The organism is Amphibacillus xylanus NBRC 15112 (assembly GCF_000307165.1).
Classification (GTDB): Bacteria; Bacillota; Bacilli; order Bacillales; family Amphibacillaceae; genus Amphibacillus; species Amphibacillus xylanus.
In genome coordinates this window covers 1,721,081-1,745,429 of record NC_018704.1, presented here as the reverse complement: position 1 = coordinate 1,745,429, position 24,349 = coordinate 1,721,081, and the positions used below count along the sequence as shown (strand labels likewise).

Sequence of the window (24,349 nt, the reverse complement as noted above, 5' to 3'; positions counted from 1 at the left end):
TCTGTATAGATCAAATCTTAATAGCTATCTCCATTGAAAATTGAATTTTTTACAATGACATAATCTACATTGCGGATTGCCATCACGTGGTTACCGCCTGCGTATGAGATTGAGGATTGGAGATCTTGCTCCATTTCTGTAAGTGTATCTTGGATTGATCCTTTATATTCAACGTGCATTTTCTTTCCTTCGACATTGCGTCGCTCACCTTTTTGGTATTCTGAAGCAGAGCCAAAGTATTCTTTATACAATTTACCATCAATTTCAATCGTTTCACCTGGTGATTCCTCATGACCAGCAAATAATGAGCCGATCATAACCATTGTCGCACCAAATCGAATCGATTTAGCGATATCACCGTGTTGGCGAATTCCGCCATCAGCAATAATAGGCTTACTTGCTGCTTTAGCACACCATCTTAATGCAGCCAATTGCCAACCGCCTGTACCAAAGCCTGTTTTTAGCTTAGTAATACATACTTTACCAGGTCCAATCCCTACTTTAGTTGCATCAGCACCAGCATGCTCAAGCTCACGTACGGCCTCTGGTGTTCCAACATTACCAGCAATGACAAAAGTTTCAGGTAATCTTTCTTTAATATATTGAATCATTTTGATGACATTATTTGAATGTCCATGAGCCACATCAATCGTAATAAACTCAGGGACTAATTTTTCCTCAACTAATAAATCAACAAACTCATATTCTTCTGGTTTTATACCAACACTAATCGAAGCGATTAGTTTACGTTCATGCATGTCTCTAATAAATTGTTCACGTGTTTCTGGTTCAAAACGGTGCATAACATAAAAGTAATTATTCTCCGCTAAATAGATAGCAAGCTTTTCATCAATAATTGTTTGCATATTTGCCGGAACAACAGGCAATCTAAATGTATATTTACCTAATTGCACTGATGTGTCACATTCTGAACGACTTGTTACTATACTTTTTGCGGGAATTAACTGAATATCTTCATAATCGAATACATTATCCATTTATAACACTCCTAAACACGAATGATTTTTATATGTTAGCCATAAATCGTTCGGCCATTACGTACTATATAATAAAATTAACCCAATGTCAAAGGTTTTCCCCTTAAAATCTGAATATTTTACAAAGACAGCAATTAATTAATCTCTTTATAACAAATAAGGAAGGATATAAATCAAGTAGGTCTTTAACTAGCGAATTTTAACTTTATAATATAAAAAAAGAAGCAAGATCACCCTATTGTTGATTTTGCTTCTTTTTTGTGTTTTTGATTCAATTAATTTTAGGATAGTGAATTAAATGCTGATCCTGAAAGGTCAAAAATAAAATATACTAATATAAGCATAACTATTGTAAGAACTAGATAGCTTTTTCCAAACCCTTTAAAAAACATAAAAAGGCTAATAATTGCTCCGATTAAAAAGAACACACCCGCAGCAAGTATAGCTAGATAAGACATGTGGTTACCCCTTTAATATAATTGTAAATTATTTTTACTCTATTCCATATAAATGTGTACATAATATATTATATAACGGCTGTCAAGTTAAAATATGGTTACAATCAATTGTCAGTAGTTTAACACAGCAAAAAACTTATCAAACAAGATATTAAGGACTTTATATTAAATATGGGTAGCTAGTATTTTATCCTGAAAAATTGCAGAATATAAACCAATTCGGTTATACTGAGATCAAACTAACTGAGGTGATGTACGTGGAGAGAGCAGAGCGTTTTATAGTGGCATTTAACAAAATAGAAAAGTATTTTAATCAACAAATTGATGATACGAGCTATGTTCCGTTTTTTAGGGCTGTATTACGCTTGAGGAAAACTGATGCAATTGTCAACCGCTACCATAATGATTTATTGGAGTATTCTGAGCTTCGTAATGCCATCGTCCACGAGCGTACCGAAGTTAACTATACGATTGCTGATCCGCATATTGAAGTTGTAGAGGCGATTGAAAAAATAGCAGCTGAGATGGTCGCGCCAAAACTAGTTATTCCTACTTTTGCAAAAACATTAAAAGTTCTTCAAGCAGATTTAACTGTAAAATCTGTATTAAATGTCATTCGTGAGACTAAGTTTACGCAATTTCCTGTATATCGTAGTAAGCAGTTTGTCGGATTAATTACAGATAAAACGGTATTGCACTGGCTTGCAGGTCAGCTAAATGGGAATTTTAATGAAATCTTAAAAACCCCGATTATTCAATTGGTTGACGATCGTGAATCAGAGCCTAATTATCATTTTATTCCACGTACAATGGATATTTATCAAGCAGAGTCATTACTATTAAAAATGTATAAAAAGCATCAAGGTATTGCAGCGTTATTAATTACAGAAGACGGTAAGCCTAATCAAAAGCTATTAGGAATGGTTACGCCAAGTGATTTATTACATGTGCCTTAATAAAAGTAGGTTTGTAATCATAGTAAATAATTATTGAAATATTAGTTTATACAAGTAAACTCCTAGAGCAAGTGATTGAAAAACACACTGCTCTAGGAGTTTTTATTGTTTATGCATAATGAAATTTTTATCTTACTTTATTGTAATCTTAGCTGTGACGATTGCTAAATCTGGATTTAAATCCTTTTCTTCAGTTAGAGCAAGAATTGGATAGCCATCAACGTCAAAGTGAACTCGACGGATACCAGAACTACGTGGAGCGTTAATACCTGGGCGAGCATGGTACGTGTTCCAAACATTACCGTCCTCGTCAGTTACATAAGCGTTATGTCCAGGTCCATATTCACCTTCAACATCATTTAAGGTTAGTAATGGATAGTTTGTTTTAACCCAGCTTGATGGCTCTAATAAGTCAGAATCTATATCAGCTGTAAGTAGTCCAACAACATATGTGCTATCTACTGCTGCCCCTGAAATAGTTAAGAAAATCTTCCCATCACGAATGAGTGGGTAAGGTCCTTCAACAACAGGAGTGTGGTTATTATCCCAACCGTAATCTGGTTTAGCGATAGTAACGATATCTGAAATAAGCTTCCAAGGTTCATTTGGATCAGCTTCAGCAATACAAATCCATGCACCTAAATCATAAGGTTTGAGTGGACGATGTGACCAGGAAACAAAATAGCGTCCCTTATTAGGGATGACAGTCATATCGAGTGTGATTCCGTTCTCAATTAATGGTGTACCGTCTTTTTTAACGACCATACGCGGCATTTCCCAATCTTCTCGAATCATTGGGTTGCCACCTTCTTTTAATCTCATGACTTGTGCTGCCTGATCCTCAAATCGACCAGGTGATCCAGCGTGGAAGATGTAGAATCGATCATTTAAAATATGGAACTCTGGTGCCCATAACAAGCACTTAAATTGTGGATATTGTTTTGTATCCAAAATTAATACCTCTTGAGCTGTCACAAGTCCAGGAATTGTATCTGCTTCTCGAATATATAAACTATTATTGCCGTCAGCGTCATTAGTTGCAATAAAGTAGTACTTGCCATTCCATTTACCAACACATGGATCTGCTCGATTCCAAGCGATCGGGAATGGGAAATGATCTTGATGTACTTTTCCTTTTATTTCATATTCCCCAGGCACGGAAAAATCGATTTGATCTGCATACCAATCAATTTTTTTCTCGCTCGTTGTACCATCACTATAAACGGCTGTTGCTTTGATCGCAGCTAATTCTCCCATTGATGATACTTCAATGGATTCAGGCAATTGAATTTCGATATTATGTGGTGTGACGAGTTTTTTAATTAAGTAATCTCCAAGTTCATCAGAAATTTCAATCGTATTTCTTGGAATAACGCCTTCAATATCTGTTTCAAACTGATCAAAGTTTTCTAATGGTAGTTGCTCGATTTCCTTTTTACTATCAAGATCAATTGCTGATCTAAAATCAGTAGTTGTCACTTGGTAACAAGAACCATTTTCTTCTTTCCAGTTGATGACGTAGTGATCTGTTGATGGATCATAACTAGCGGTTACGTCTACAATTGTTTGATCAGACAATTTAAGTAATGGGAGTTCAGTGTATGATAGTAAATTTTTTGATTCAAAAACTAAAATACACCCTTTACTTATTTCATCAGCTGTTCCATCTGGATTTACTCGAACTGCAACAACAGCGAATTCATCATTTCTCGCTTTGAATAACCAAGAATTGATGAGTGATTTTGAATGTAGAACTTCATTTTCATCCTCATAGGCTTTGGCGAATAGGATCCCAAAGTTTGAGTTTAGTGCTTGAAATGGTTCATCATCTTTCTTTAGTGCTAAGTGCATACTTTTAGCGAGCTTTTCACTATATAAATCGGTATGCTTTTCTACTCTTTGATAGTTTAATAATGTGTACATGAATATACCTTCTTTCCTTGAGTAATGTTTGTGCATAAATTATAATAGAATTGATTTTTTCTATTATGATACATAAGTGAGGTGTGCCATGAATTTGATCCGTTATATTGGATATGACATCAAACATGGAGCTAATTTTGTTTTTGATTTACCGAATGGACACGATTGTTGGTTATTTTTACTCACGCATACGCCGGCATATTTCTATGTCGACGGTCAGTTAGAGGAGTATCCCGCTTATTCTGCAATTTTATTTCCACCTAATCAAAAGATCTATTATTCTGCTAGTCAATCAATTTATGAAAATGATTGGATTCGCTTTGACTCCGATGAGGCATATGTTTGTGACTTTCCAATTCAGGGCAAGCCTTTTTCGCCACAGGATCCAGAGTATTGTCATCAAATCATAAAATTATTAGCGTGGGAGCATGCAGAGTCCAACGATAAATCAAATGAAATTATTCATCACCTGCTTTCAGCTTTATTTAAAAAACTGTTAGATCATGACGATGAAAATTTAGCGATTCAGCATCAACTCATCCAGTTACGTAAGGAAATATATAATTCACCCGAGAAGGAGTGGTCTGTTAAGCTTATGGCGGAAAAACTAAACATTAGCCCAAGCTATCTTCAGGCCATTTACCGGGAAAAATTTAATATTTCATGTATGAATGATGTGATCAATCGACGGATTAACTTTGCTCAAGACCAATTATTAAACTCTAATCTATCAGTCAATGAAGTTGCGTTAATGTCAGGCTACCAAAATATCGAACATTTTCATCGTCAATTTAAAAAAATAACGAAGCAGACCCCATTAGAGTATCGAAGATCATCAATTAGAGAAAAATAATTGACAGCTGATCGGTATGTACAAATAACCGTATATCTCTATACTACTTGATTCTAGCTGAAAATAAATTGATATATGGTCTTTATTTATTGATTTATTCTATTATGATAAAAAATGCTAGTTGCTCTTAGATTCACATTTGCACAATGTCAAGTGAATCTTAACTAAGAACAACTAGCATTTTTTTAATTGTTGACGCCATCAACTATTCGTTTGATTTTTTCATTAAATGGTGCAATCGGGACAAATCTTGCTTCACGTAAATATTCTTTACCTTGATAGAATAAAATTAATACTGGAACAGTAAAGATATTATATCGTCCTGCAATTTCAGGGACATGATCTGTATTTACTTGTCCTGTTTTTATTTGTGGATATTGCTTCATGACTGTTTTAATTTGTGGTAAGAGGCTGTGACATACACTACAATTTGGTTTTGAGATAAATAAGAAAGCCAGTTTGTGATTTAATACAAATGCTTCAATCTCGTTCATGTTTGGCAATTCTTTAAATGGTTCCACATTGCTCGCTCCTATTAGATTAGTTTGTAAGTTCATTTAAACACGACACAACTGAAAGTTCAATGACTGAGCTTTAATAGCAACTAATAGATAATAGTTAAATTTAATAGCCTTGATAAAACTCGTGTCGTAGAAAGGGTGGGAAAATGAGTAATCTTGAATTATCAGCAACACTTGCTTTAGGTGCGGGAATTGTTTCTTTTTTGTCACCATGTACATTACCGCTTTTTCCAGCGTATTTATCTTATATTACCGGCGTTAGTGTTAAAGATCTCATGGTTCATCGGCGTCAGTCTCATATGCATATGACGATACTGATTCATTCTATCGTATTTCTATTAGGTCTATCGGTAGTCTACTTTAGTTTAGGGATTGGTGTGTCTGTATTTGGTCAATGGCTCCAAGGGCTTTTGATAGGAAGAACAGGCTTACTCATCCAAAGGTTAACCGGCATTTTGCTAATCATGACAGGGTTAGTCATAGGTGGCTGGCTGACAATTCCAATCATGATGAAGCAATACACACTCCCAAGAGTAAAACGACCTGTTGGCATGTTGAGGAGCTTTTTTGTAGGCTTTGGTTTTTCTGCTAGTTGGACGCCTTGTATAGGTCCGATCTTTACTTCAATCTTACTGATTACGGGATCAAATCCTACTCAAGGTCTGCTTTATACGAGTTTATATATTATTGGTTTTTCATTACCATTTATAATTTTTAGTTTTTTCCTAGGCTATGCGAAGTGGCTGATTAAGTATAGCGAAAAAGTCATTAAATTAGGTGGCGCTCTAATCGTCATATATGGTCTGTTATTATTTTCAGGCCAGTTGACGAAATTATCGAATGTGTTACTACGAATGATCCAAGAATCATGGTTCTCTAATTTGGGATAGGGGAGACAGAGATGAAAAAAATCATTATTTATAGTGCTATAAGTTTGATGTTGATTTGGACAATATTCTTATTTTTATCAGAATCTGATCGGAATAGTGAAGGAGAAAAGCTAATTGATGAAATCACAGAACAGTTAAATGAAGAAGATGATTTCATCAATCAAGATCTAGAAATCGGCGTAAATATTGGTCAATTAGCGCCAGACTTTATGACGAATACCTTAGCAGGTCAACAGATTAAATTATCAGATTATGTAGGAAAGCAAGTTATGTTGAACTTTTGGGCAACGTGGTGTCCACCTTGTCAAGCAGAGGTGCCTGATATGGAGCGACTTTACCAAGAACATGACATTGAAATATTGGCGGTAAATATTACATCAACTGAAGCAAGTTTAGAAGATGTAAGTCAATTTGTTAATGATAACGAATTAACTTTTAAAATACCAATAGATTTAGATGCCAATATATCTGATCTCTATTTCATTCAATCAATCCCGACTACTTTCATGATTGACTCGTCAGGAAAAATTGCTCATAAAATTATTGGTGCAATGGATTATAACATGATGCTCGAGTTATTTCGTTCAATGGATTAATTAATGATCATGGTAGAAATCACTCATTAGACAGTGCTTGTCATTAGTGATCTTTTTCACGTTTATATTTAGAAAATTGGCTCATAATAATCAAATGATGTCATACCCTGGATGCTAATTTAGTCTTGACTTATAATAAGTTTTTATTTATAATAATTATAAGTTAATAGATAAACTAAACTAATCTAATCAAGATTACCTTCTCGATTAGCGCTTATGTTTAGTTTGAAAAGAAAAGGGTAGATATTAAAACAGATCTATTGATAAAAAAATAGGAGGTCATCATATCATGGCAGAAAATAAAGCATTAAAAGATCATTTAAATGTTGCAGTCGCAACACAAGGTATGTTATTTACAAAATTACATCAATATCATTGGTATGTGAAGGGAAAACATTTCTTCACATTGCATGAAATATTCGAGAAATATTACGATCAAATTAATGAATACTTTGATGAATTTGCAGAGCGCTTATTGACGATAGAAGGTCGTCCATATTCAACGCTTCAGGAGTTTATCGAGCATTCTATTATTAAAGAAAAGCCATATACATCTGAAATGAGCCAATCAGAGATGGTTCAAAGTGTGATTGACGATTTTAAGAAAATTGTTGAGCATGCTTCAGAGGGAATTGAGTTAGCAGGGGAAGCAGATGATCCTGTTACTGAAGATCTCTATATTGGTTATAAAACAGATCTAGAGAAACACATCTGGATGCTAAAAGCATACTTAGATAAATAATAAGAGTTCAATGTCAAATAGTGTTGGTAGGTTTTATAATTACTCGCGAATAAATTTATATTAGCTTTAATAAAGATATAACTTGTTCACCGCAGGTGAAATACACTCGCTTTCCGCGGGCACGGCTTCAGCTAACTAAGGCAAGCAAAGAACGCTTGCCTTAGTGGATCTTCAGCTCGTGCTATTACCGCAGGAGTCTCGTGTATTTCACCTGCTGTTTTTCACTTCTAAATTAAATGGCTGCTTCATATCGTGTTTCTTTTTCATTTTTTCACTAGAATTAGTTTCTATTGATTTAAACTTGAAGTGAATCATCATTCGTTTCTTGAAATTATAAAAATTTTGATAACCGTATGCGACTTTACTTAGTACCTTGATCTTGTTATTAATCCCTTCAATTCGACCGTTGTCGTATGTGTGAATAAAACTACTCTGTTTATATGGTAAATACATTCTTAAAGTTTTTAGACTAGTTTTCAAACTTACTAACGTTATATATTGTACAACCATAATAAGATAAACCCAGGAATATCTCCTGGGTTTTCTGCATAATTAAATGTATTCAGTTTGGAATAAAGGATTATATAGCAACTTGTAAAGTGGAATTTCCATTCAGTTTGTGTTGCTCGTCATATACATGTAAGTCAACAGGTGTATTGCTTTCGTTTGTGATCGTGACTTTTTCTTGATCAACCTGAACCATCAGGCGTGCACCACGGAATACAATTTTAAACGAGAATGAGTTCCAATTGCCTGGAATGAATGGATTTAGACAAAGTTGATTGTCTCTTATCTTCATTCCGCCAAATCCTTGTACAACAGACATCCATGTTCCTGCCATGCTTGTTGTATGACAGCCGTCTTCAGTATCGTTATTATAATTATCTAAGTCGAGTCGTGCAGTGCGTAAATACATTTCATAAGCTTTATCTTTGTAACCTAATTGACAAGCTAAGATTGAGTGAACGCAAGGTGATAACGAAGATTCATGCACTGTAATTGGTTCATAGAAATCAAAGTTTCTCCTAATCGTATCGAGATCGAACTCGTGATTTAAGAAATATAATCCCTGTAAAACATCTGCTTGCTTAATAAAGCATGAGCGTAAAATTCGATCCCATGACCAATTTTGGTTTAGTGGGAGATGTTTTTTGTCTAGTTCAGCAACAGGGATGATTTCTTTATTTAAGAAGTTATCTTGCTGTAAGAAAATATTTCGTTCTTCATCAATTGGATAATACATTTTATTAATGATATCTTTCCACTGGTTAACTTCTTCTGGTTTAAGCTCAAGTTTGTCGATCCAAGTTTGATAAAGCTCAAGATCTGTTGCTTTTAAGTGATCTAACACTTCAATGGTGTATTCTAATGTCCAACTTGCAATTCTATTTGTGTACCAGTTGTTGTCAACGTTATTTTCGTATTCATTAGGTCCTGTTACACCTAACATCATATAGACATCTTTAGCTGGAACATAGTTTACACGTTCTTCCCAGAATCGTGAGATTTCAATTAATACTTCAATACCGTACTCGCCAAGATAAGATTGATCACCTGTATAGTTCACGTAATTATAGATGGCATATGCAATCGCACCATTACGATGTATCTCTTCAAATGTAATTTCCCACTCATTATGACATTCTTCACCATTCATCGTAACCATCGGATAAAGCGCACCTTTACTAAAGCCGAGCTTTCGTGCATTTTCCTTCGCCTTTTCAAGATGGTTATAACGATAAATTAATAGATTTCTAGCAATTTCTTGGTCTGCTGTTGCTAAGTAGAATGGTAAACAGTAAGCCTCTGTATCCCAATAAGTACTTCCGCCATACTTTTCACCAGTAAATCCTTTTGGACCAATATTTAATCGTTCATCTTCACCAGTGTAAGTCTGATTTAATTGGAAGATATTGAAGCGGATACCTTGTTGGGCTGCGACATCACCTTCAATAATAATATCGCTATCGCGCCATTTCAGTGCCCATGCATCTGCTTGTTCTTGTTTTAAGACATCAAACCCTTTTGCAACCGCCTGACTTAGTACAGTTTTTCCTACGGTTTCTAATCTGTCAGTGTCATGATCCCGATTCGTTACATTTGCAGCGTATTTATAGATGGTCGTTGTTACATCTTTAGTGAGTGGTAAGTCATAGTTTAAGCTAGTAAATTTAAGTTTTTCTTCTGGTTTAGCGCTAATCTTTTGTTTTTCACCATTAATAAAAATTTGAGTTTCTACAGTTGAGCAAAAATGAAAATCTAATTTCTTCGTTTTTAAAGTAACAGACATTTGGTTATCGTTAATCCATGTGTTAACAGGATCCCAAAACTTTTCATCATAGTTTGCATCTTTATTTTTTATATCTCCATCAAGATATGAAGTTAAGTTTAATGTTCCGGAAAAATTAATTGGTGTAATGTCATATTTAAGTGCACCGATCTCTTTATCAACGATACTAACGAAACGAGTTGCTTGAACTTTAACCTGCTTACCATTTTGAAGCTCAGCGACAAAAGTACGTTGCAAGTAGCCTTCTTTCATATTTAACTCTCGAACAAATTCATGTACTTTTGCTTGGTAAAGATCGAGTTCTTCACCGTCGATGATGATGTTTAATCCAATCCAGTTTGTGGAATTTAATACTTTTGCGAAATATTCTGGGTAACCGTTTTTCCACCAACCGACCCGAGTTTTGTCAGGATAATAAACACCAGCCATATAACTTCCTTGGAGAGAATCGCCAGAATAGGTTTCTTCAAAGTTTGCTCTTTGGCCCATGTGGCCGTTGCCAATACTGAAGACACTTTCTGAAACTTCGTGATTTTCTGGGTCAAAACCTTCTTCAATAATTGACCACTCATGTTCTTTTAAATACTTTTTCATTTTAAACCTCCATTCAAAATAGTTGATTTAGAGCAACCGTTTGCATTGATAGTTAAAAAAATAAGCCTTTTATACGCGATAAGGTCATATCTTCCATCGTATCAATATAAAGGTCTGCTCCAGCTAAAACTTTTGGATCACCTACACCAACAACTTTCATTCCAGCCCGTTTTCCAGCTTCGATTCCTGATTGAGCATCCTCAAATACAACACAATTTTCAGGTTCAACGTTAAGTTTTTTAGCTCCTAAAATGAAAACTTCAGGATCTGGCTTTGCTTTATTAATGGCGTTACCATCTACAATAGCACTAAAATCATCATATAATCCGATTTTTTTTAAAATCATCGGTGCATTTTTACTCGCAGAGCCAAGTGCAAAAGGAATACCATTTGATTTCAGCTCATATAAAAATGCTTTTACGCCAGGTAGTATGTCACGTTCATCCATATTTGAAATGGACTCAACATAACGTTGATTCTTTTTGCTTGCTAGGGATATTTTTTCTGATTCGCTAACTGAAATATTACCGATTTCTAATAGAATATTTAACGAATCCATTCGACTGACACCTTTTAGACGTTCGTTATCTTCAACTGTAAAATCAAAACCTAGCTCATCTGCAAGCTGCTTCCAAGCTAAGTAATGATGCTTTGCAGTATCGACAATAACACCGTCTAAATCAAATAAAACGGCAATTTCATTTTTCAATGACTCACCAACTCCTTTCATAACTATATTTACTTTATTTTAGCGTAGTAATGACAAAAAAGAAAGCGTTTTAATCAAATAAGTTATGAAATTAATTTATCAATTGATTATAAAAATTATTTACTAGCATTCTAAAAATGATTGAAAATAACTAAGAAGGAGGGAGGGCAGGTATTTAATCGTTAAGGATGGTTTGTACTTTTTCTAACAATCCATTAAATTCTGGCTTTGTGACAAAATCAATGGCTCCTGCCAACAAGCACTCTTCTATATTAAAGCTTGTCCCAAGTGCTGAGCACATTAAGATTTTAGCTTTGGGATCAATGCTTTTAATCCGCTTTAATACATCCAAACCCGTCAATTCTGGCATATTATAATCTAAAATGACGAGATCAGGTTTGATTTTTAGATAGATTAAAATTGCCTCAAGTCCACTCGATGCTTCAATTGTATTGATGGTCTGATTACTTGATAAAATTCGTTTAATCCATGTTCTCATGAAAGAAGAATCATCAACGGTAAGTACTGTATACATATTATTTCTCCTTTCATCATAAATGATGATTGAATTATTATATCAAACAATAATATATTTCGACAAATTTCGAGAACTGTTTAAAAAATAATTTGGTCAGCCAAAAATGACTGACCATTAGTCATCTTAGTAAAAAGAAGCGCCAACAATGATAAGCAAAATAAAGAGTACGACGATTAAGGCAAATCCACCACCATAACGGTATGGAGTAGGTTGTTGAACTGGTTGTTGATAGCAACATCCGTAATCATACATGAAAATCTCACCACCTTAGACTCGAGATACATTAATATATGCGTCTGTCGCGTGAATGCTAGGGCATTAGTCTAGATTGAGCTTAAAAGTAGTGGTGAATGAATTAATTTTGATTTAAAATTGCTTCGATCGCAAGTGCAACACCATCTTGATCATTTGAAGTAGTAATATGATCTACTAATGGTTTGATTGATTCTTTTGCATTCGCCATTGCAACGCTAGTGCCTGCGTATTTAAGCATTGAGAGGTCATTTTCATTATCACCAATTGCCATGATTTGCTCTTTGGTTATCTTTCTCTTTTGGGCGAATTTCTCTAATGCGATACCTTTTTGTGCATTGGGATGATTAAATTCTAAGTTATCAAATCCGGATGACGTAATCAGTAATTCAGCTTCATTTGCAAGTGCTGTTTTTATCGTTGTTAGTTTTTGAGGATCAAAGCACAATGCTAAAGCCTTAACAATTTCGATAGTTGGATCATTTAATATTGAAGAAAACGAATCAACAAATAGGAATGATTCTTCTTGGAATCTTTGATTAACTCTTTGTTGAACTTCAGCCTCTGATAGTTCGGGATGATTTGAACGAATAGCATTAACTAAAATCTCTATTATTTCATTTTGTTGCTTTGCGAAAATGCCTTTATTTGTGTATATCTCTAGATAAGCACCGTGAGCTTCTGTAATCGCAATAATTTTTACGATGTTTTCTTTACTCATCGTAATTGAAGATAATTTTTCATGATTTTCTTGATAGATTTCTGCACCGTTAACGCAAATCTTCGGACAAACGATCTCGGCTTCTTTAATTGGTCGGTTAGCAGATTCAAAAGATCGTCCAGTTGCAACTACAACTTCAATACCTTTTTCTTGTGCTTTGAGAATGGCTTGTCTATTTCTTTCGCTAATATTCCCAGTCGAATTTAATAATGCCCCATCTAAATCTATTGCAATTAATTTTATCATAATCTCTAGTTACTCCTTTGGTGATTGTAAATTTTATCTTGAAAGTTGTAGTTAGTATTCTAATTAACTAAACCGAGTTGTTTTAAACCATTAAAAATACCATTATCGGTAACAGATGTTGTTTTATAACGAGCATATTTAAACAGTTCTGGGTTAGCATTTCCCATTGCGAAGCTATGTCCTACTGAGGTTAACATTTCTCGATCATTTAAGCCATCGCCGAATGCAATCGCCTGTTCTGGATTAAGATCGTATTCGTTAAGAATAAATTTAATCGCCTCGCCTTTGTTCGTCGTATCTTGAATAATATCGTAAGAATCCCTCATTCCATCTACATTTACTTCCGATAAAAAGATTGATTCTCTTTGATAATGCTTTAGATGATCTTCTTTAACATTTATCACAGTTCCACCTAAGATAGAATCTTGATTTGTATCTGTATAAATTTCATTTTTGGTTAAGTCGAAATAATTGAAGAAATGTTTAATATAGGGTTTATCAAGATTGGAAAATAGGTTTGCTTGATTCGTATAGAATACAAAGTCTTCATCTAACTTTTTTGTTGTTTCAACAAAGTGGCTCACAAGCTGTCGATCCATTGGTTTTGAGTAAATTTCTTTTCCTTGATCAACAGCATATGCACCATTATAGCCAATGCAACTATTGATCCCGAGTTTTTCAGTCAATTGACTAATTTCATGAAGTGGACGACCAGTTGCTAAAAACACTTTAACTCCACGTGCTTTTACTTGTTTAATTGCCTCGATCGTTGAGGCTTGAATCGTATGGTCTGGTAATAATATCGTCCCGTCTATATCTAAAAATAATATTTTTTCAGTGATCATTTGCCTCTCCTTTAAATGAATGTTTGTGCTAAGATAAACTATATCATAAAAGAAAATCCTTTTGTGGAATGAAAGAGAGAGAATGGATGGGGTGGTCGGTTGTGTCAGCATTTAATCAACAATTTATATTATCAGTAATTATTATTAGTTTAGGTTTTATCTTTAAGAAAATGGGGTTATTAAAGGAAACAGATGGAGCAATTATATCAAGATTAATCTTTAATTTAACTTTACCTGCATTAATTATTGCATCATTTAGTCAACTAGAATTAGAAATTTCGTTAATTATCTTGATCATTGCTGGTTTTGGCTTTGGCTTAATCCTTGCATTGATCGGTATCTTTGTATTTAGGAAAGAACCGGCATCATATAAAGGTGTACTCATTATGATGATTCCTGGTATGAACATCGGCCTATTTGCATTTCCCTTAGTAGAAGGTATTTGGGGGGCAGAAGGGATTAAGTATTTCGGTATGTTAGATGCAGGTAATGCTTTTATTGTCTTCGGTTTAACATATTTACTCGGTAATTATTATTTAGACCGCGATGAACCGATAAAGTTTAGTCACGCAGTTAAGAAATTGACAAACTCTATACCATTAATGGTGTATTTAATCGTATTTGTTTTTAAAATATTGTCAATACCGTTTCCAAATGTAGTAGTGAAAGCTGCATCAGTCATTTCAGGGGCAAATATGCCGCTATCATTATTATTGTTAGGGCTTTATTTAAGCTTTACATTTGATCGACGTTATTTATCGCGATTGATTAAATATTTAGTTACAAGATATGGTGCGTCACTTTTCATTGGAATACTCATATATTTCTTTTTACCAGTTTCAGAAATGATTATGATGACTTTATTAATTGGTTTATGCTTACCAATTCCATTATCAGTTATTCCGTATGCTGAAGAGTTTAAATATGATCATAAGTTTGTTGTTATGGTATCGAATGTCACGATTTTAACGAGCTTTGTCTTGATTTGGTTGATGACTAATTTATTATTTTAATAAAACTAAAAATAATGTAGAAAAAATCACTTTATTGTCCAAAAAAAGTCTATTATATGCTATGGTTGAGCTATAAACCAAAAAAATAGGTGATAAAATGGAAAAGAAAACAGTAATGGTCGGATTGACTCTATTAATCATTGCCGTAATCGGCATTATTGTCCCTACTATGATTAGCAATCAATCAGGTGCAGCGCTTTCTAGAAGTCAAAACGGTGAAGCTATTTTGTTGTCCAGTCAGCATAAAATGAATAAACGGCCGCGTCGGTTGAAACATTTATATCGGATTGACTTAGCTACGAACGATCTTGAAGAAGAGTTGGACGAGTTAGAACTTGAAGACGAATTAGAATTAGTAAATGAAGCAGTCGGTCAGATTGAGGTTGTGGATACTGTAGATGAGATTATTCAATCTGATCAGGATCAAAAGAAAACTAATCAATTTAATGAGACTACACAACCCAAACGTAATCAATCAGATGAAAGTAAACAAGATAACGACAATAATACTGAGACAGATGAGAACAAAAATGGCAATTCTCAAACGGATAAGGATGAAGAGCGAGATCCAATTGTAGAAGATCCTAAAAATCAAAAGGACAATATAGTTACTGACTCGTCAAAAGATAGTGAAAAATCAGATCAGCAAGAAAAGAAAGATGTAAACGAAGATAAAAACGCAGATGAAAAACAAAACGAAAATCAGCAAGAAGAAGAAGAACCACAGGATGAAAACCCTACTAATCAAGATGAAGAATAAGCGTCAAAATAATCATTCAATGTTACATAAATGTATGTTACAATAAACTTATGTAACATGGAGGTGTGGTTATGTCAGCTACCGAACCGATCAAAGATGTTGATAAGATTAGATCAATGATTGAAGCGAGTAAAGTTAGTCCAACACGAAATTACTGTTTTGTTTTGTTAGCGCTTCATACAGGATTACGAATGAAAGACTTATTACAACTAAAGAAGAAAGATGTTTATGAAGGTGACGAAATTAGAACATTTTTAAATTTATCACTATATCCTAACTCACCTATATACATCAATCCACAGTTAAAAGAGTTAATAGATCGATATGTAACAAGTGAGAATTTAGGTATGGATGATTATGTCTTCCAATCAAAAGAAGCAAAGGAACCAATCTCAAGACAGCAAGCAAGCCGCATCATAAAAAAAGTTGCTAAACGACATGGGATTGAAGGATCGATTAATATGCATACACTACGGAAAACTTATGCATATCACGCATATCGAAATGGAATCGCTATCTCACTGATACAGAAACGACTTCATCAACGGACGATTATGACAACGAAACGTTATATTGGCTTGGATAATTTAAACCCTACAGGAATTAAAGTTGATGTTCGATTTTAAGTAATTTGATATTGGAGGATACGCTCATGGCTAGAATGACTTGTGAGTTTTTTTCTGATGTATTGACAAAACATACAACGATGACAGTTATCTTACCTGATCGACCAAATAAAGATAAGGCTGGTTTAGAGAAACGTTTTCCAACATTGTATTTATTGCATGGATTTAGTGATGATCATTCAATGTGGACAAGACAAACGTCAGTTGAACGTTATGCCAATGAACGTGGCCTAGCGGTTGTCATGCCAGATGTTGACCATAGTTTCTATACAGATATGCGCTATGGTAAAAAGTATTGGACATTTTTAACCGAAGAAGTTCCACGTATAGCTCGTTATTTCTTTCCGCTTTCAGATCGTCGTGAAGATAATTTTGTTGCAGGACTTTCTATGGGGGGCTATGGAGCGTTTAAGTGGCTTTTAAATAAACCAGAACAATTTGCAGCAGGCGCAGCATTATCAGGTGTATTAGATTTAGCGAATCATAATCAAGAAGATAACGCTGAAAACCCAATGGATCAAGTAGTTTTTAATGCCTTTGGTGGTGAGAAACTAGTTGGCACAATGCATGATATCTTTCACTTAGCTAAAGTAGTGGATCAAATGGAGGGTAAGAAGCCTAAGCTTTACCTTGCTTGTGGGAAAGAAGACTTCCTATTTGATCATAATCTACGATTTAAGCAACTAACAGATCAATTATCATTAGATATTGAAACAACTTTTGATTCAGGTGAGCACGAATGGAGTTATTGGGATCGACATATTGAAAGAGTAATCAAGTGGTTACCGATACAATAATTTATAACCAACAGTCAATATATTTGGCTGTTGGTTTTTTTATGTTTATAAATCAAACTAAGTTTAAACTTAATATAGTTATGTTAAACTGTAACTATGATTAATCTATAGAAATTAGGTGAACCAAATGAATATTCTCATTGTTGAAGATGAAAAGAATTTAGCTCGTGCTTTACAATTGGAATTAGAATATGAAGGTTATCAGGTGACAACAACACATGATGGACGAGAAGCTTGGGGCATCATTAGTGATAAGACATATGACTTAATATTACTAGATATTATGCTACCTGGGTTAAGTGGAATGGAAATTCTCCGGCGGATGAGAAAAGACGGCTCACTAACACCGGTTATCCTATTAACAGCAAGAGACACTACTTATGATAAAGTTAGCGGACTAGATTTAGGTGCAAATGATTATATTACTAAACCATTTGAAATCGAGGAATTGTTAGCAAGAATTAGAGCTCAATTACGACAAAGTCAAAATCAAGTAAGCAAAAGTAAGCAGATCAAAATTAAAGATCTCGTTATTGATATTGGCCAATACCAAACAACATGGCAAGATGAAGTGGTTGAATTAACTAAGCGAGAGTTTGATTTACTCGTATATTTAGCAAGTAACGCAAACCAAGTCTTATCACGAGATCAGTTGCTTAGTGAGGTTTGGGGTTTTGATTATGTAGGAGAAACAAATGTTGTTGATGTATATATTCGTTATTTAAGACAAAAAATTGACTATCAATTAATCGAGACAGTTAGAGGAATCGGTTATGTTATAAGGACTGAATGATCATGACATTACGACGAAAAATCACGTTAATTGTTACGGGGATCATGTTGAGCTTTTTGGTCTTAATTTTTGGTTTAATTTATTATTCTTTTCAACAAGTAACAATAAATCAAGAAATGGAACGAATTGAAGATCAAGCATCGATAATAAGAGAGTCCCTAGCAAGTGATGCTGGTCAAGCAGTCAATCCTAACCAATTATTGCGCGCTTATTTGCCTGCAAATGGAATGATTCGAGTCATTGATAAAGAAGATATAGCCATCCAAACGATAACACGTGATACGGAATTAACTACTCTTAAGCCATTGTATAGTTCAGGTCAGTTATTAGAACAAATTAATCATACACAATTAGGTAGAATCGTTCGATTATCATTTCCTGTAATTTGGGCAGATGGTGAAGTTGTAACATTAGAAATTATCGAACGAATAGATCAAGTAGATGAGATGATGAATAGTTTACTTTATGTTCTGATTATTGCGCTAATATTTATGGTTATTCCGATTTGGCTTGCGGGTAAGGGAATCAGTCATATTGTGTTTACACCAATTAAGAAATTGACTGATGTCATGAAAGCTAACCAAACTGATGGTGAATGGCAACTCATTGAATTTGATTCAAAAACAAATGATGAAATTGCACAACTAGGTGCGACATACAATGAAATGAATGAACGGATTAAAGAGAACTTTCTTAAGCAAAAGCAGTTTGTCTCAAATGCATCTCATGAATTAAAAACACCGATTGCCATAATTAAAAGCTATGCCCAACTGATCAAGCGTCAAGGCAAAGTAAATCCAGAAGTCATTGAAGAGTCAGTTGAGGCGATTGATTTTGAAATAAATCGAATGACTCAGTTAATTCAACAAATGCTATTGTTAGCAACATTAGATCGAGGTGATGGTTTAACTTATCAACTAGTCGATATCGTAAAAATGTGTCGTGATACGATTCGCTCAATAGCGACTGCATTTGAACGGAAGATCCAGTTTGAAACAAATATAGAAGAGATTGAAGTAACGATTGATATAGAAAAAATTAATCAAGTTCTCTATATTTTATTGGATAATGCTCGAAAATACAGTGATGGACTAATAGAGCTTACGGTTGAGAATTTGCCTAATCATGTAAAGATTGACATTCGTGATCATGGTGAGGGAATCAGTCAAGCAGATCAGGAAAAAATATTTGATCGATTTTATCGTGTAGATCATGGAAGAAGTCGAGAAACTGGTGGTACTGGACTAGGTCTTGCGATTGCTAAAGAGATTGTATTAGCTCATGGAGGCTCATTAACAATCTCAAGTGAGGAAGGAAAAGGCTCAATTTTTACAATTATGATTCCGAATTAATCACTTTCTCATCAAATTCTCATTTTACTTAAAGTTGTTTTTCATCTTCTTTCGATAAGATTAAAGTAATCAAATAAGGAGGTCATCAAATGATGAAAAAAGCAACAATTAAAGCAATCGTAAGTATATTAGGTGGTTTGGTAGTTTTTGGTATCGCGTTCTATATATTCCAATCTTCACCGAGAACAACTGAAGCGACAATGACAAGACAAGACGCAGAAAGAATTGCGCAAGAGCAATTCCAAGGTGAGGTTGTTTCTGTTGAATTTGACGATGGTCGATATGAAGTTGAGCTAGAAACTGAAGATACACAATATGAATTAGAAATAGATGCTAAAACAGGTGCAATCGTAAAATTAGAAGAAAAACGAGTTAGACAACAAACAGTTAAAAATACTGAACTAACTGACGAGAAAAGAACTGAAAAAGAAGTAGAAGTTACTGAGAAAGAATCAAAAGTTGAAGTTAAACAAGAACAAACAAAAAATACTTCAAAAGAGAAAGAAGTAACTAATAAGGAAGAACAACCAGTCAAAAAGACAACAAAGAAACAAACTAAAAATGTGATCATTTCAAGTGATGAAGCAATTAAAATTGCTCATGAGCAAGTGCCAAATGCGAAAGTTATTGATATTGAATTAGAATCTGATGATGGTCAACGCTATTATGAGATTGAAATGCACACAGATGATCAAGAAGTAGATATTGAAATTGATGCTTATACGGGCAAAGTTATCATGATTGAGTTTGAACGTTTAGAAGGTAGTAGTAAAGCTAAGAGTGATTTGATTTCAATTGAAAAAGCTAAGCAAATAGCTTTAGATAAAGAACCAAATGCTAAAATAATTGAAGCAAAATTGGATTCTGATGATGGCTATTATTACTATGAAATTGAAATGGAAACTGCACAGTATGAAATCGATCTAGAAATTGATGCATATACAGGCAAAATACTTGATATTGATTATGATGATCGTGATTAAGCCAAAAATAATTATAATGTGTTTAAAAAATACCCTGAACAGCAACAAAGCTGCTCAGGGTATTTAGGTATGATATCAATTGATACTAATCTTTAGCTTGTGCTGTCCCCACATAATTGAATACACTCACTAAAAAAGATCATTAAAAAAAGAGAACGAATTTATTCGTTCTCTTTTATGTTTTTTAGTAATTACGCTTTAACAACGTTAGCTGCTTGTGGTCCGCGGTTACCTTCTTCGATATCGAAAGTTACGCTTTGTCCTTCTTCAAGTGTTTTGAAGCCTTCGCCTTGAATAGCTGAGAAGTGTACGAATACATCATCTTGACCTTCAACTTCGATAAATCCAAAACCTTTGTCTGCGTTAAACCATTTAACTGTTCCTTGTGCCATATTACTTTTCCTCCTAGTGTGGTATATCCACACACATGTATTACTATTCTTGCTCAAGCATCAAAACGAAAACTTTCACGATGTCAGTTACTTGAAGTGTTTTGTCGAACAAAATAGCTAAGTTCATTATAGCAAGCATATGTTTTAAATGCAAGCCTTTCTCCGTTAAAAGTATCCTGAATCTAAAATGAAGCAATATCTCATAGTTAAAAAAGCAATAAAAGCCATGAGTTATCAATGATTAAGGCGAATTTTCATATCCTTTTCACAAAAAAACTTTTTTTAAAAAAATAATTAGATATGTGTTAAAACTAAGATAAACGGGCGAAATTTGCGAACGTTATCAAAATCAAAATGGAAATAAAAAGATTACTGTTAGCCTTTGGAAATCGGCGTATGAGTAAAATTATTGTGGGCGCAAAAATATATTAACCCCTTCACTAAGTGAAGGGGCCAGCAAGCGATAGCGCGGTAGGAAACAAAGCAAAAGTCATGAAAAAAGGGACACTCCTTGGTAAAATGATAGTCGACTAAAACACCATTACCGAAAGGAGAATCCCTCATGGAAAAGAATATCATAAAATACCCAAATTTAAAACAAATTGAGCAATTGGTTTGGAGACAATTACAAGAAACCTTTGGTTTCGTTATGAAACAGGTCTTGGAGGATATGGACCAACAGATTGCCGATGAACGTGATAAAAAGCGCTATCGTCTTATTGATAAAAGAAAGTTTAATATAGCTAGTCTCTTTGGTGAGATTGAATTATATCGCAATTATTACCTTGACCGATCAACTGGGGAATATGTCTATCTTCTTGATCGTTATCTAGAGTTTGAGGAGGCCGGTTCTTTTAGTCCATTGATTGAGGAAGCTGCCATTGAGCTAGCTGTTAAGGGTCGCTCCTATCGAAATGCAGCTAATACATTACAAACTCTATTAGGTTACCGGGTTATCAGTCATGAGGCAATTCGTCAACACCTATTAGAGGTTACGTGTAAACCTAAAAAGCGTGAACCTATACTCCAACCCGTCTTATTTGTAGAAGTAGATGGTTTATTTGTAAAACGCCAAGGTAAATGGAAAAAGGGAAAAGAAGAGAAAATAGCAGCTGTCCATCAAGGATGGGAAGTCAATGGAAAACGGGTTAGCCTTAAGAACAAACGTCATTTTATTCACAAAGGAAAGCAACCCTTTTGGGAGGCTTTTGAGGACTTTCTAATTGAAAACTTCGAATATGACCCGACTTTTCACAAGCTGGTTATAAATGGAGATGGTGCCAACTGGATTACATCCTGTCGTGAGTATTTTAAAGGTCGTGTATTCTTTTCTCTTGATCGCTTTCATGTGGCACGAGAGGTTAAGAGTATATTCAGTAAGCATCCTCGTTATCGGTCCATTCGTAAAGCCCTTGCGGCATACAAATACAAAACGTTCTTAACAGAGCTTAACAGTGCCGTAGGAACGCTTGAGGATGAGGAGAAGGAGGAACGACTTGTGTCGTTTATCCGCCAATTAGAAAAATATCCAGAAGCATTGGGAGATTATAGAATATGGTTAAAAGAACAGGGAATTGATACAACTGGTATGCGTCCAATGGGAAGCGCAGAGGGAACCATGAGTGTGTTTGCCAAAAGACTAAAAAATGGCCGTAGTTGGTCGGATAAAGGTGTAAGTGCCATGGGCACTGCATTAGTGGCCTTCTTGGATAATTTGTCCCTAAAGACTTTATTCGGGCGAATAGATAAATGGACAGAAATCGAGCTGGAAAAGAAACCACCAAGACATTATAAAGAAAAGGTTAAAAGAACCATTGGTCAGGTTACCAGAGACAATCTTATGTACCTAAAAGGAAAGGCAAATATTCCGATATACAACGTGTTAAAGGAGTTATCTGGTTTTTAAAAAAGGCAAAAACTTTATCAAGGGGTCACCTTAAAATGATGAATCCGCTTTCATTATTAACGTAGAAAAAATTGCCTACAAATACTTGACTCAAACGAAATCGGCTTATTTCTTGACACTTTCTAAAATTTTATGATACCATTTTCACAGGCGAAACATGGTATCCAAAACTGTTTATTTTTAGGATGCCATGTTTTTAAGCGGGGAGGTCGTTAACTTGAGTACACATAATAATGGGAATAAGCAGCGCCCTAAAAAAAATGAAATGATGCGAACGTTAACGTACTTCTCACAAATAGGCGTAACAATAGGAACGACGATATTGATTGGTGTCTTTATGGGGAAATACTTAGACAACCTATTCGGTACGTCACCATGGTTGTTATTAGTTTTTTCTCTTCTAGGTGCAGGAGCAGCACTTAAATCTTTATTTAATTTCCCGAAAGAATAATTGATAACAACCAGTGAAAGATTATAGGGAAGAGAGGTATCATGAAACTGTCTAGTTTAGCCAAAAAAATGATTATAACGATCATAATCATTTCAATTATTAGTACATTGGGTTCAGTCATTTACCACCGCTCTTTAGATTTCCTTCCATTTTTATTTGGAGCCGCACTAGGCTCTGCCGTAAGTATTGCTAAAGTATTTCTCCTGGAATCTGCCGTCAATAAAGCACTGAAGATGGAAAAGAAAACCGCAGGCAACTATGTTACAATCCAGCATGTTCTTAGATTATTACTCTCTGGTGTTGTGCTTTTTCTAGGAGCAGTTGTGCCTCAAATCAGTTTGTGGGGTGTAGCGGTAGGTATTATTTCATTCCAAATAGCTGTTTATACAATTAGGTCTACAACTAAAAATTAATCTAAATTGATTTTCAAGACAGGTGGTGATGAGAGATTGGGTTTAGAAATAGAAAATCTAAAGAGTATAGAAATCTTCGGTCATGAATTTTGGATTACTGAAACTATCGTCAATACTTGGTTTATTATGCTGTTCCTAATTGTCGTAGCTATCATTGCTCGAATTAAGCTTCGGAATTTTAAAGAAGTACCTAGTGGCTTCCAAAATGCGATTGAAGCAGTTGTTGAAATCTTCGAAAATTTTGTCAAAAGCACAGTAGGTGAAAAACTTTCCTATATTGCTCCTTGGTTTTTCATGGTATTTATGTTCCTGTTATGGTCGGCTCTACTCAGTATTTTTGGACTTAGACCACCAACTGCTGATTGGGCAACCACGTTTGCTATTGCCTTTGTAAGTTTAGTATTAATGTTCTACATGGGCTTTAAGCACCGTAAAGGCGATTACCTTAAGGAGTTTTTCGAACCGCATTTTGTCTTCTTTCCGATGAACTTAATTGGGGAATTGGCCAAGCCTGTTTCATTAAGTTTCCGTCTATTTGGTAACATGTTATCAGGAACGATAATCATTACGCTATATTACGCATTGACTCCAATGTTGGTCCAATTTGGAATTCCGTCATTACTCCATGCATTCTTTGACGTAATCATTGGTGCTTTGCAAACGTATATCTTTGTTATTTTAAGTCTAATGTATGTTAAAACAGCTGCAGATTAGCAAACGTTGTTCATACA

Annotated in this window: 27 protein-coding genes; 16 read left to right on the top strand and 11 right to left on the bottom strand. The window is 34.6% G+C overall.

The annotated features are described in order from the left end of the window. Positions 1 to 17: 17 nt before the first annotated feature. A complete protein-coding gene (gene guaC / locus AXY_RS08700) occupies positions 18 to 998 on the bottom strand; it encodes a GMP reductase (protein ID WP_015010434.1) in 981 nt (326 codons plus the stop codon). A 709-nt stretch (positions 999 to 1,707) separates the two neighbouring features. On the opposite strand from guaC, the gene AXY_RS08695 reads away from it, so the two are divergent. Then, on the top strand, positions 1,708 to 2,412 hold the full coding sequence (locus tag AXY_RS08695; RefSeq protein ID WP_231841339.1) for a CBS domain-containing protein: 705 nt from the start codon (positions 1,708 to 1,710) through the stop codon (positions 2,410 to 2,412). A gap of 132 nt (positions 2,413 to 2,544) precedes the next feature. Here the strand turns inward: AXY_RS08695 and AXY_RS08690 are convergent, their stop codons facing one another. Continuing rightward, positions 2,545 to 4,335 carry a family 43 glycosylhydrolase gene (locus AXY_RS08690; protein ID WP_015010431.1) on the bottom strand — a complete coding sequence of 597 codons (1,791 nt, stop codon included), beginning with the start codon at positions 4,333 to 4,335 and terminating at the stop codon, positions 2,545 to 2,547. Positions 4,336 to 4,423: 88 nt separating this feature from the next. On the opposite strand from AXY_RS08690, the gene AXY_RS08685 reads away from it, so the two are divergent. Continuing rightward, positions 4,424 to 5,188, top strand: coding sequence for a helix-turn-helix transcriptional regulator (locus AXY_RS08685; protein WP_015010430.1), 765 nt, complete (start codon positions 4,424 to 4,426; stop codon positions 5,186 to 5,188). A 185-nt stretch (positions 5,189 to 5,373) separates the two neighbouring features. Here AXY_RS08685 and AXY_RS08680 read toward each other — a convergent pair whose 3' ends face one another. Further along, complete coding sequence (locus AXY_RS08680; RefSeq protein WP_015010429.1) at positions 5,374 to 5,709, bottom strand: thioredoxin family protein; 336 nt, start codon at positions 5,707 to 5,709, stop codon at positions 5,374 to 5,376. A 146-nt stretch (positions 5,710 to 5,855) separates the two neighbouring features. On the opposite strand from AXY_RS08680, the gene AXY_RS08675 reads away from it, so the two are divergent. The 3 genes from AXY_RS08675 (at position 5,856) to AXY_RS08665 (ending at position 7,937) form a co-directional block, all read left to right on the top strand. Next, a complete protein-coding gene (locus tag AXY_RS08675) occupies positions 5,856 to 6,599 on the top strand; it encodes a cytochrome c biogenesis CcdA family protein (RefSeq protein WP_015010428.1) in 744 nt (247 codons plus the stop codon). Positions 6,600 to 6,610: 11 nt separating this feature from the next. Next, on the top strand, positions 6,611 to 7,195 hold the full coding sequence (locus AXY_RS08670; RefSeq protein WP_015010427.1) for a redoxin domain-containing protein: 585 nt from the start codon (positions 6,611 to 6,613) through the stop codon (positions 7,193 to 7,195). A gap of 289 nt (positions 7,196 to 7,484) precedes the next feature. Further along, positions 7,485 to 7,937, top strand: coding sequence for a Dps family protein (locus AXY_RS08665; protein WP_015010426.1), 453 nt, complete (start codon positions 7,485 to 7,487; stop codon positions 7,935 to 7,937). A gap of 207 nt (positions 7,938 to 8,144) precedes the next feature. On the opposite strand, the gene AXY_RS13195 is transcribed toward AXY_RS08665, so the two are convergent. The 7 genes from AXY_RS13195 to AXY_RS08635 form a co-directional block, all read right to left on the bottom strand. After that, the gene (locus AXY_RS13195; protein ID WP_070104675.1) at positions 8,145 to 8,447 is read right to left on the bottom strand and encodes a transposase; all 303 of its coding nucleotides are present in this window, start codon (positions 8,445 to 8,447) and stop codon (positions 8,145 to 8,147) included. Between the two features lie 70 nt (positions 8,448 to 8,517). After that, positions 8,518 to 10,821, bottom strand: coding sequence for a glycoside hydrolase family 65 protein (locus tag AXY_RS08655; RefSeq protein ID WP_015010424.1), 2,304 nt, complete (start codon positions 10,819 to 10,821; stop codon positions 8,518 to 8,520). A gap of 52 nt (positions 10,822 to 10,873) precedes the next feature. Beyond that, positions 10,874 to 11,551, bottom strand: coding sequence for a beta-phosphoglucomutase (gene pgmB, locus AXY_RS08650; protein WP_015010423.1), 678 nt, complete (start codon positions 11,549 to 11,551; stop codon positions 10,874 to 10,876). Positions 11,552 to 11,705: 154 nt separating this feature from the next. After that, entirely contained in the window at positions 11,706 to 12,065 is a 360-nt protein-coding gene (locus AXY_RS08645) for a response regulator (protein ID WP_015010422.1), read from the bottom strand. Between the two features lie 126 nt (positions 12,066 to 12,191). Further along, positions 12,192 to 12,320: a YjcZ family sporulation protein gene (locus AXY_RS12605; RefSeq protein ID WP_015010421.1), complete on the bottom strand. Its 129-nt coding sequence runs from the start codon at positions 12,318 to 12,320 to the stop codon at positions 12,192 to 12,194. Positions 12,321 to 12,423: 103 nt separating this feature from the next. After that, positions 12,424 to 13,287, bottom strand: a complete 864-nt coding sequence (locus AXY_RS08640; protein WP_015010420.1) for a Cof-type HAD-IIB family hydrolase — start codon at positions 13,285 to 13,287, stop codon at positions 12,424 to 12,426. 59 nt (positions 13,288 to 13,346) lie between these two features. Further along, the gene (locus AXY_RS08635; RefSeq protein WP_015010419.1) at positions 13,347 to 14,132 is read right to left on the bottom strand and encodes an HAD family hydrolase; all 786 of its coding nucleotides are present in this window, start codon (positions 14,130 to 14,132) and stop codon (positions 13,347 to 13,349) included. A 68-nt stretch (positions 14,133 to 14,200) separates the two neighbouring features. Here AXY_RS08635 and AXY_RS08630 point away from each other — a divergent pair, with 68 nt between their 5' ends. The 7 genes from AXY_RS08630 (at position 14,201) to AXY_RS08600 (ending at position 20,456) form a co-directional block, all read left to right on the top strand. Continuing rightward, entirely contained in the window at positions 14,201 to 15,145 is a 945-nt protein-coding gene (locus AXY_RS08630) for an AEC family transporter (RefSeq protein ID WP_015010418.1), read from the top strand. 97 nt (positions 15,146 to 15,242) lie between these two features. Then, complete coding sequence (locus AXY_RS08625) at positions 15,243 to 15,905, top strand: hypothetical protein (RefSeq protein WP_015010417.1); 663 nt, start codon at positions 15,243 to 15,245, stop codon at positions 15,903 to 15,905. 71 nt (positions 15,906 to 15,976) lie between these two features. After that, positions 15,977 to 16,531: a tyrosine-type recombinase/integrase gene (locus AXY_RS08620; RefSeq protein WP_015010416.1), complete on the top strand. Its 555-nt coding sequence runs from the start codon at positions 15,977 to 15,979 to the stop codon at positions 16,529 to 16,531. A 26-nt stretch (positions 16,532 to 16,557) separates the two neighbouring features. After that, positions 16,558 to 17,328 carry an alpha/beta hydrolase gene (locus AXY_RS08615; protein ID WP_015010415.1) on the top strand — a complete coding sequence of 257 codons (771 nt, stop codon included), beginning with the start codon at positions 16,558 to 16,560 and terminating at the stop codon, positions 17,326 to 17,328. A gap of 127 nt (positions 17,329 to 17,455) precedes the next feature. Continuing rightward, complete coding sequence (locus tag AXY_RS08610) at positions 17,456 to 18,121, top strand: response regulator transcription factor (RefSeq protein ID WP_015010414.1); 666 nt, start codon at positions 17,456 to 17,458, stop codon at positions 18,119 to 18,121. A gap of 2 nt (positions 18,122 to 18,123) precedes the next feature. Beyond that, positions 18,124 to 19,473 carry a sensor histidine kinase gene (locus AXY_RS08605; RefSeq protein ID WP_015010413.1) on the top strand — a complete coding sequence of 450 codons (1,350 nt, stop codon included), beginning with the start codon at positions 18,124 to 18,126 and terminating at the stop codon, positions 19,471 to 19,473. 89 nt (positions 19,474 to 19,562) lie between these two features. Next, positions 19,563 to 20,456 carry a PepSY domain-containing protein gene (locus AXY_RS08600; protein ID WP_015010412.1) on the top strand — a complete coding sequence of 298 codons (894 nt, stop codon included), beginning with the start codon at positions 19,563 to 19,565 and terminating at the stop codon, positions 20,454 to 20,456. A 191-nt stretch (positions 20,457 to 20,647) separates the two neighbouring features. Here the strand turns inward: AXY_RS08600 and AXY_RS08595 are convergent, their stop codons facing one another. Next, positions 20,648 to 20,848: a cold-shock protein gene (locus AXY_RS08595; protein WP_015010411.1), complete on the bottom strand. Its 201-nt coding sequence runs from the start codon at positions 20,846 to 20,848 to the stop codon at positions 20,648 to 20,650. A 562-nt stretch (positions 20,849 to 21,410) separates the two neighbouring features. Here AXY_RS08595 and AXY_RS08590 point away from each other — a divergent pair. From AXY_RS08590 to atpB, 4 genes are all read left to right on the top strand, one after another. Next, positions 21,411 to 22,754, top strand: a complete 1,344-nt coding sequence (locus tag AXY_RS08590; RefSeq protein WP_015009875.1) for an ISLre2 family transposase — start codon at positions 21,411 to 21,413, stop codon at positions 22,752 to 22,754. Between the two features lie 217 nt (positions 22,755 to 22,971). Continuing rightward, positions 22,972 to 23,205: an AtpZ/AtpI family protein gene (locus AXY_RS08585; RefSeq protein ID WP_015010410.1), complete on the top strand. Its 234-nt coding sequence runs from the start codon at positions 22,972 to 22,974 to the stop codon at positions 23,203 to 23,205. Between the two features lie 41 nt (positions 23,206 to 23,246). Beyond that, positions 23,247 to 23,618 carry an ATP synthase subunit I gene (locus AXY_RS08580; RefSeq protein WP_015010409.1) on the top strand — a complete coding sequence of 124 codons (372 nt, stop codon included), beginning with the start codon at positions 23,247 to 23,249 and terminating at the stop codon, positions 23,616 to 23,618. Between the two features lie 36 nt (positions 23,619 to 23,654). Further along, the gene (atpB, locus tag AXY_RS08575) at positions 23,655 to 24,332 is read left to right on the top strand and encodes a F0F1 ATP synthase subunit A (RefSeq protein ID WP_015010408.1); all 678 of its coding nucleotides are present in this window, start codon (positions 23,655 to 23,657) and stop codon (positions 24,330 to 24,332) included. Positions 24,333 to 24,349 lie beyond the last annotated feature (17 nt).

What these genes read in the sequence shown, in the direction of transcription:
- AXY_RS08590 (WP_015009875.1), top strand. Translation starts at nt 21,411, where the DNA reads ATGGAAAAGAATATCATAAAATACCCAAATTTAAAACAAATTGAGCAA.
- AXY_RS08615 (WP_015010415.1), top strand. Translation starts at nt 16,558, where the DNA reads ATGGCTAGAATGACTTGTGAGTTTTTTTCTGATGTATTGACAAAACAT.
- AXY_RS08655 (WP_015010424.1), bottom strand. Translation starts at nt 10,821, where the DNA reads ATGAAAAAGTATTTAAAAGAACATGAGTGGTCAATTATTGAAGAAGGT.
- AXY_RS08630 (WP_015010418.1), top strand. Translation starts at nt 14,201, where the DNA reads ATGAAAGAGAGAGAATGGATGGGGTGGTCGGTTGTGTCAGCATTTAAT.
- AXY_RS08610 (WP_015010414.1), top strand. Translation starts at nt 17,456, where the DNA reads ATGAATATTCTCATTGTTGAAGATGAAAAGAATTTAGCTCGTGCTTTA.
- guaC (WP_015010434.1), bottom strand. Translation starts at nt 998, where the DNA reads ATGGATAATGTATTCGATTATGAAGATATTCAGTTAATTCCCGCAAAA.
- AXY_RS08605 (WP_015010413.1), top strand. Translation starts at nt 18,124, where the DNA reads ATGACATTACGACGAAAAATCACGTTAATTGTTACGGGGATCATGTTG.
- AXY_RS08670 (WP_015010427.1), top strand. Translation starts at nt 6,611, where the DNA reads ATGAAAAAAATCATTATTTATAGTGCTATAAGTTTGATGTTGATTTGG.
- AXY_RS08620 (WP_015010416.1), top strand. Translation starts at nt 15,977, where the DNA reads ATGTCAGCTACCGAACCGATCAAAGATGTTGATAAGATTAGATCAATG.
- AXY_RS08665 (WP_015010426.1), top strand. Translation starts at nt 7,485, where the DNA reads ATGGCAGAAAATAAAGCATTAAAAGATCATTTAAATGTTGCAGTCGCA.
- AXY_RS08690 (WP_015010431.1), bottom strand. Translation starts at nt 4,335, where the DNA reads ATGTACACATTATTAAACTATCAAAGAGTAGAAAAGCATACCGATTTA.
- pgmB (WP_015010423.1), bottom strand. Translation starts at nt 11,551, where the DNA reads ATGAAAGGAGTTGGTGAGTCATTGAAAAATGAAATTGCCGTTTTATTT.
- AXY_RS08695 (WP_231841339.1), top strand. Translation starts at nt 1,708, where the DNA reads ATGTACGTGGAGAGAGCAGAGCGTTTTATAGTGGCATTTAACAAAATA.
- AXY_RS13195 (WP_070104675.1), bottom strand. Translation starts at nt 8,447, where the DNA reads ATGGTTGTACAATATATAACGTTAGTAAGTTTGAAAACTAGTCTAAAA.
- AXY_RS08685 (WP_015010430.1), top strand. Translation starts at nt 4,424, where the DNA reads ATGAATTTGATCCGTTATATTGGATATGACATCAAACATGGAGCTAAT.
- AXY_RS08580 (WP_015010409.1), top strand. Translation starts at nt 23,247, where the DNA reads ATGAAACTGTCTAGTTTAGCCAAAAAAATGATTATAACGATCATAATC.
- AXY_RS08595 (WP_015010411.1), bottom strand. Translation starts at nt 20,848, where the DNA reads ATGGCACAAGGAACAGTTAAATGGTTTAACGCAGACAAAGGTTTTGGA.
- AXY_RS08640 (WP_015010420.1), bottom strand. Translation starts at nt 13,287, where the DNA reads ATGATAAAATTAATTGCAATAGATTTAGATGGGGCATTATTAAATTCG.
- AXY_RS08600 (WP_015010412.1), top strand. Translation starts at nt 19,563, where the DNA reads ATGATGAAAAAAGCAACAATTAAAGCAATCGTAAGTATATTAGGTGGT.
- AXY_RS12605 (WP_015010421.1), bottom strand. Translation starts at nt 12,320, where the DNA reads ATGTATGATTACGGATGTTGCTATCAACAACCAGTTCAACAACCTACT.
- AXY_RS08635 (WP_015010419.1), bottom strand. Translation starts at nt 14,132, where the DNA reads ATGATCACTGAAAAAATATTATTTTTAGATATAGACGGGACGATATTA.
- AXY_RS08625 (WP_015010417.1), top strand. Translation starts at nt 15,243, where the DNA reads ATGGAAAAGAAAACAGTAATGGTCGGATTGACTCTATTAATCATTGCC.
- AXY_RS08645 (WP_015010422.1), bottom strand. Translation starts at nt 12,065, where the DNA reads ATGTATACAGTACTTACCGTTGATGATTCTTCTTTCATGAGAACATGG.
- AXY_RS08675 (WP_015010428.1), top strand. Translation starts at nt 5,856, where the DNA reads ATGAGTAATCTTGAATTATCAGCAACACTTGCTTTAGGTGCGGGAATT.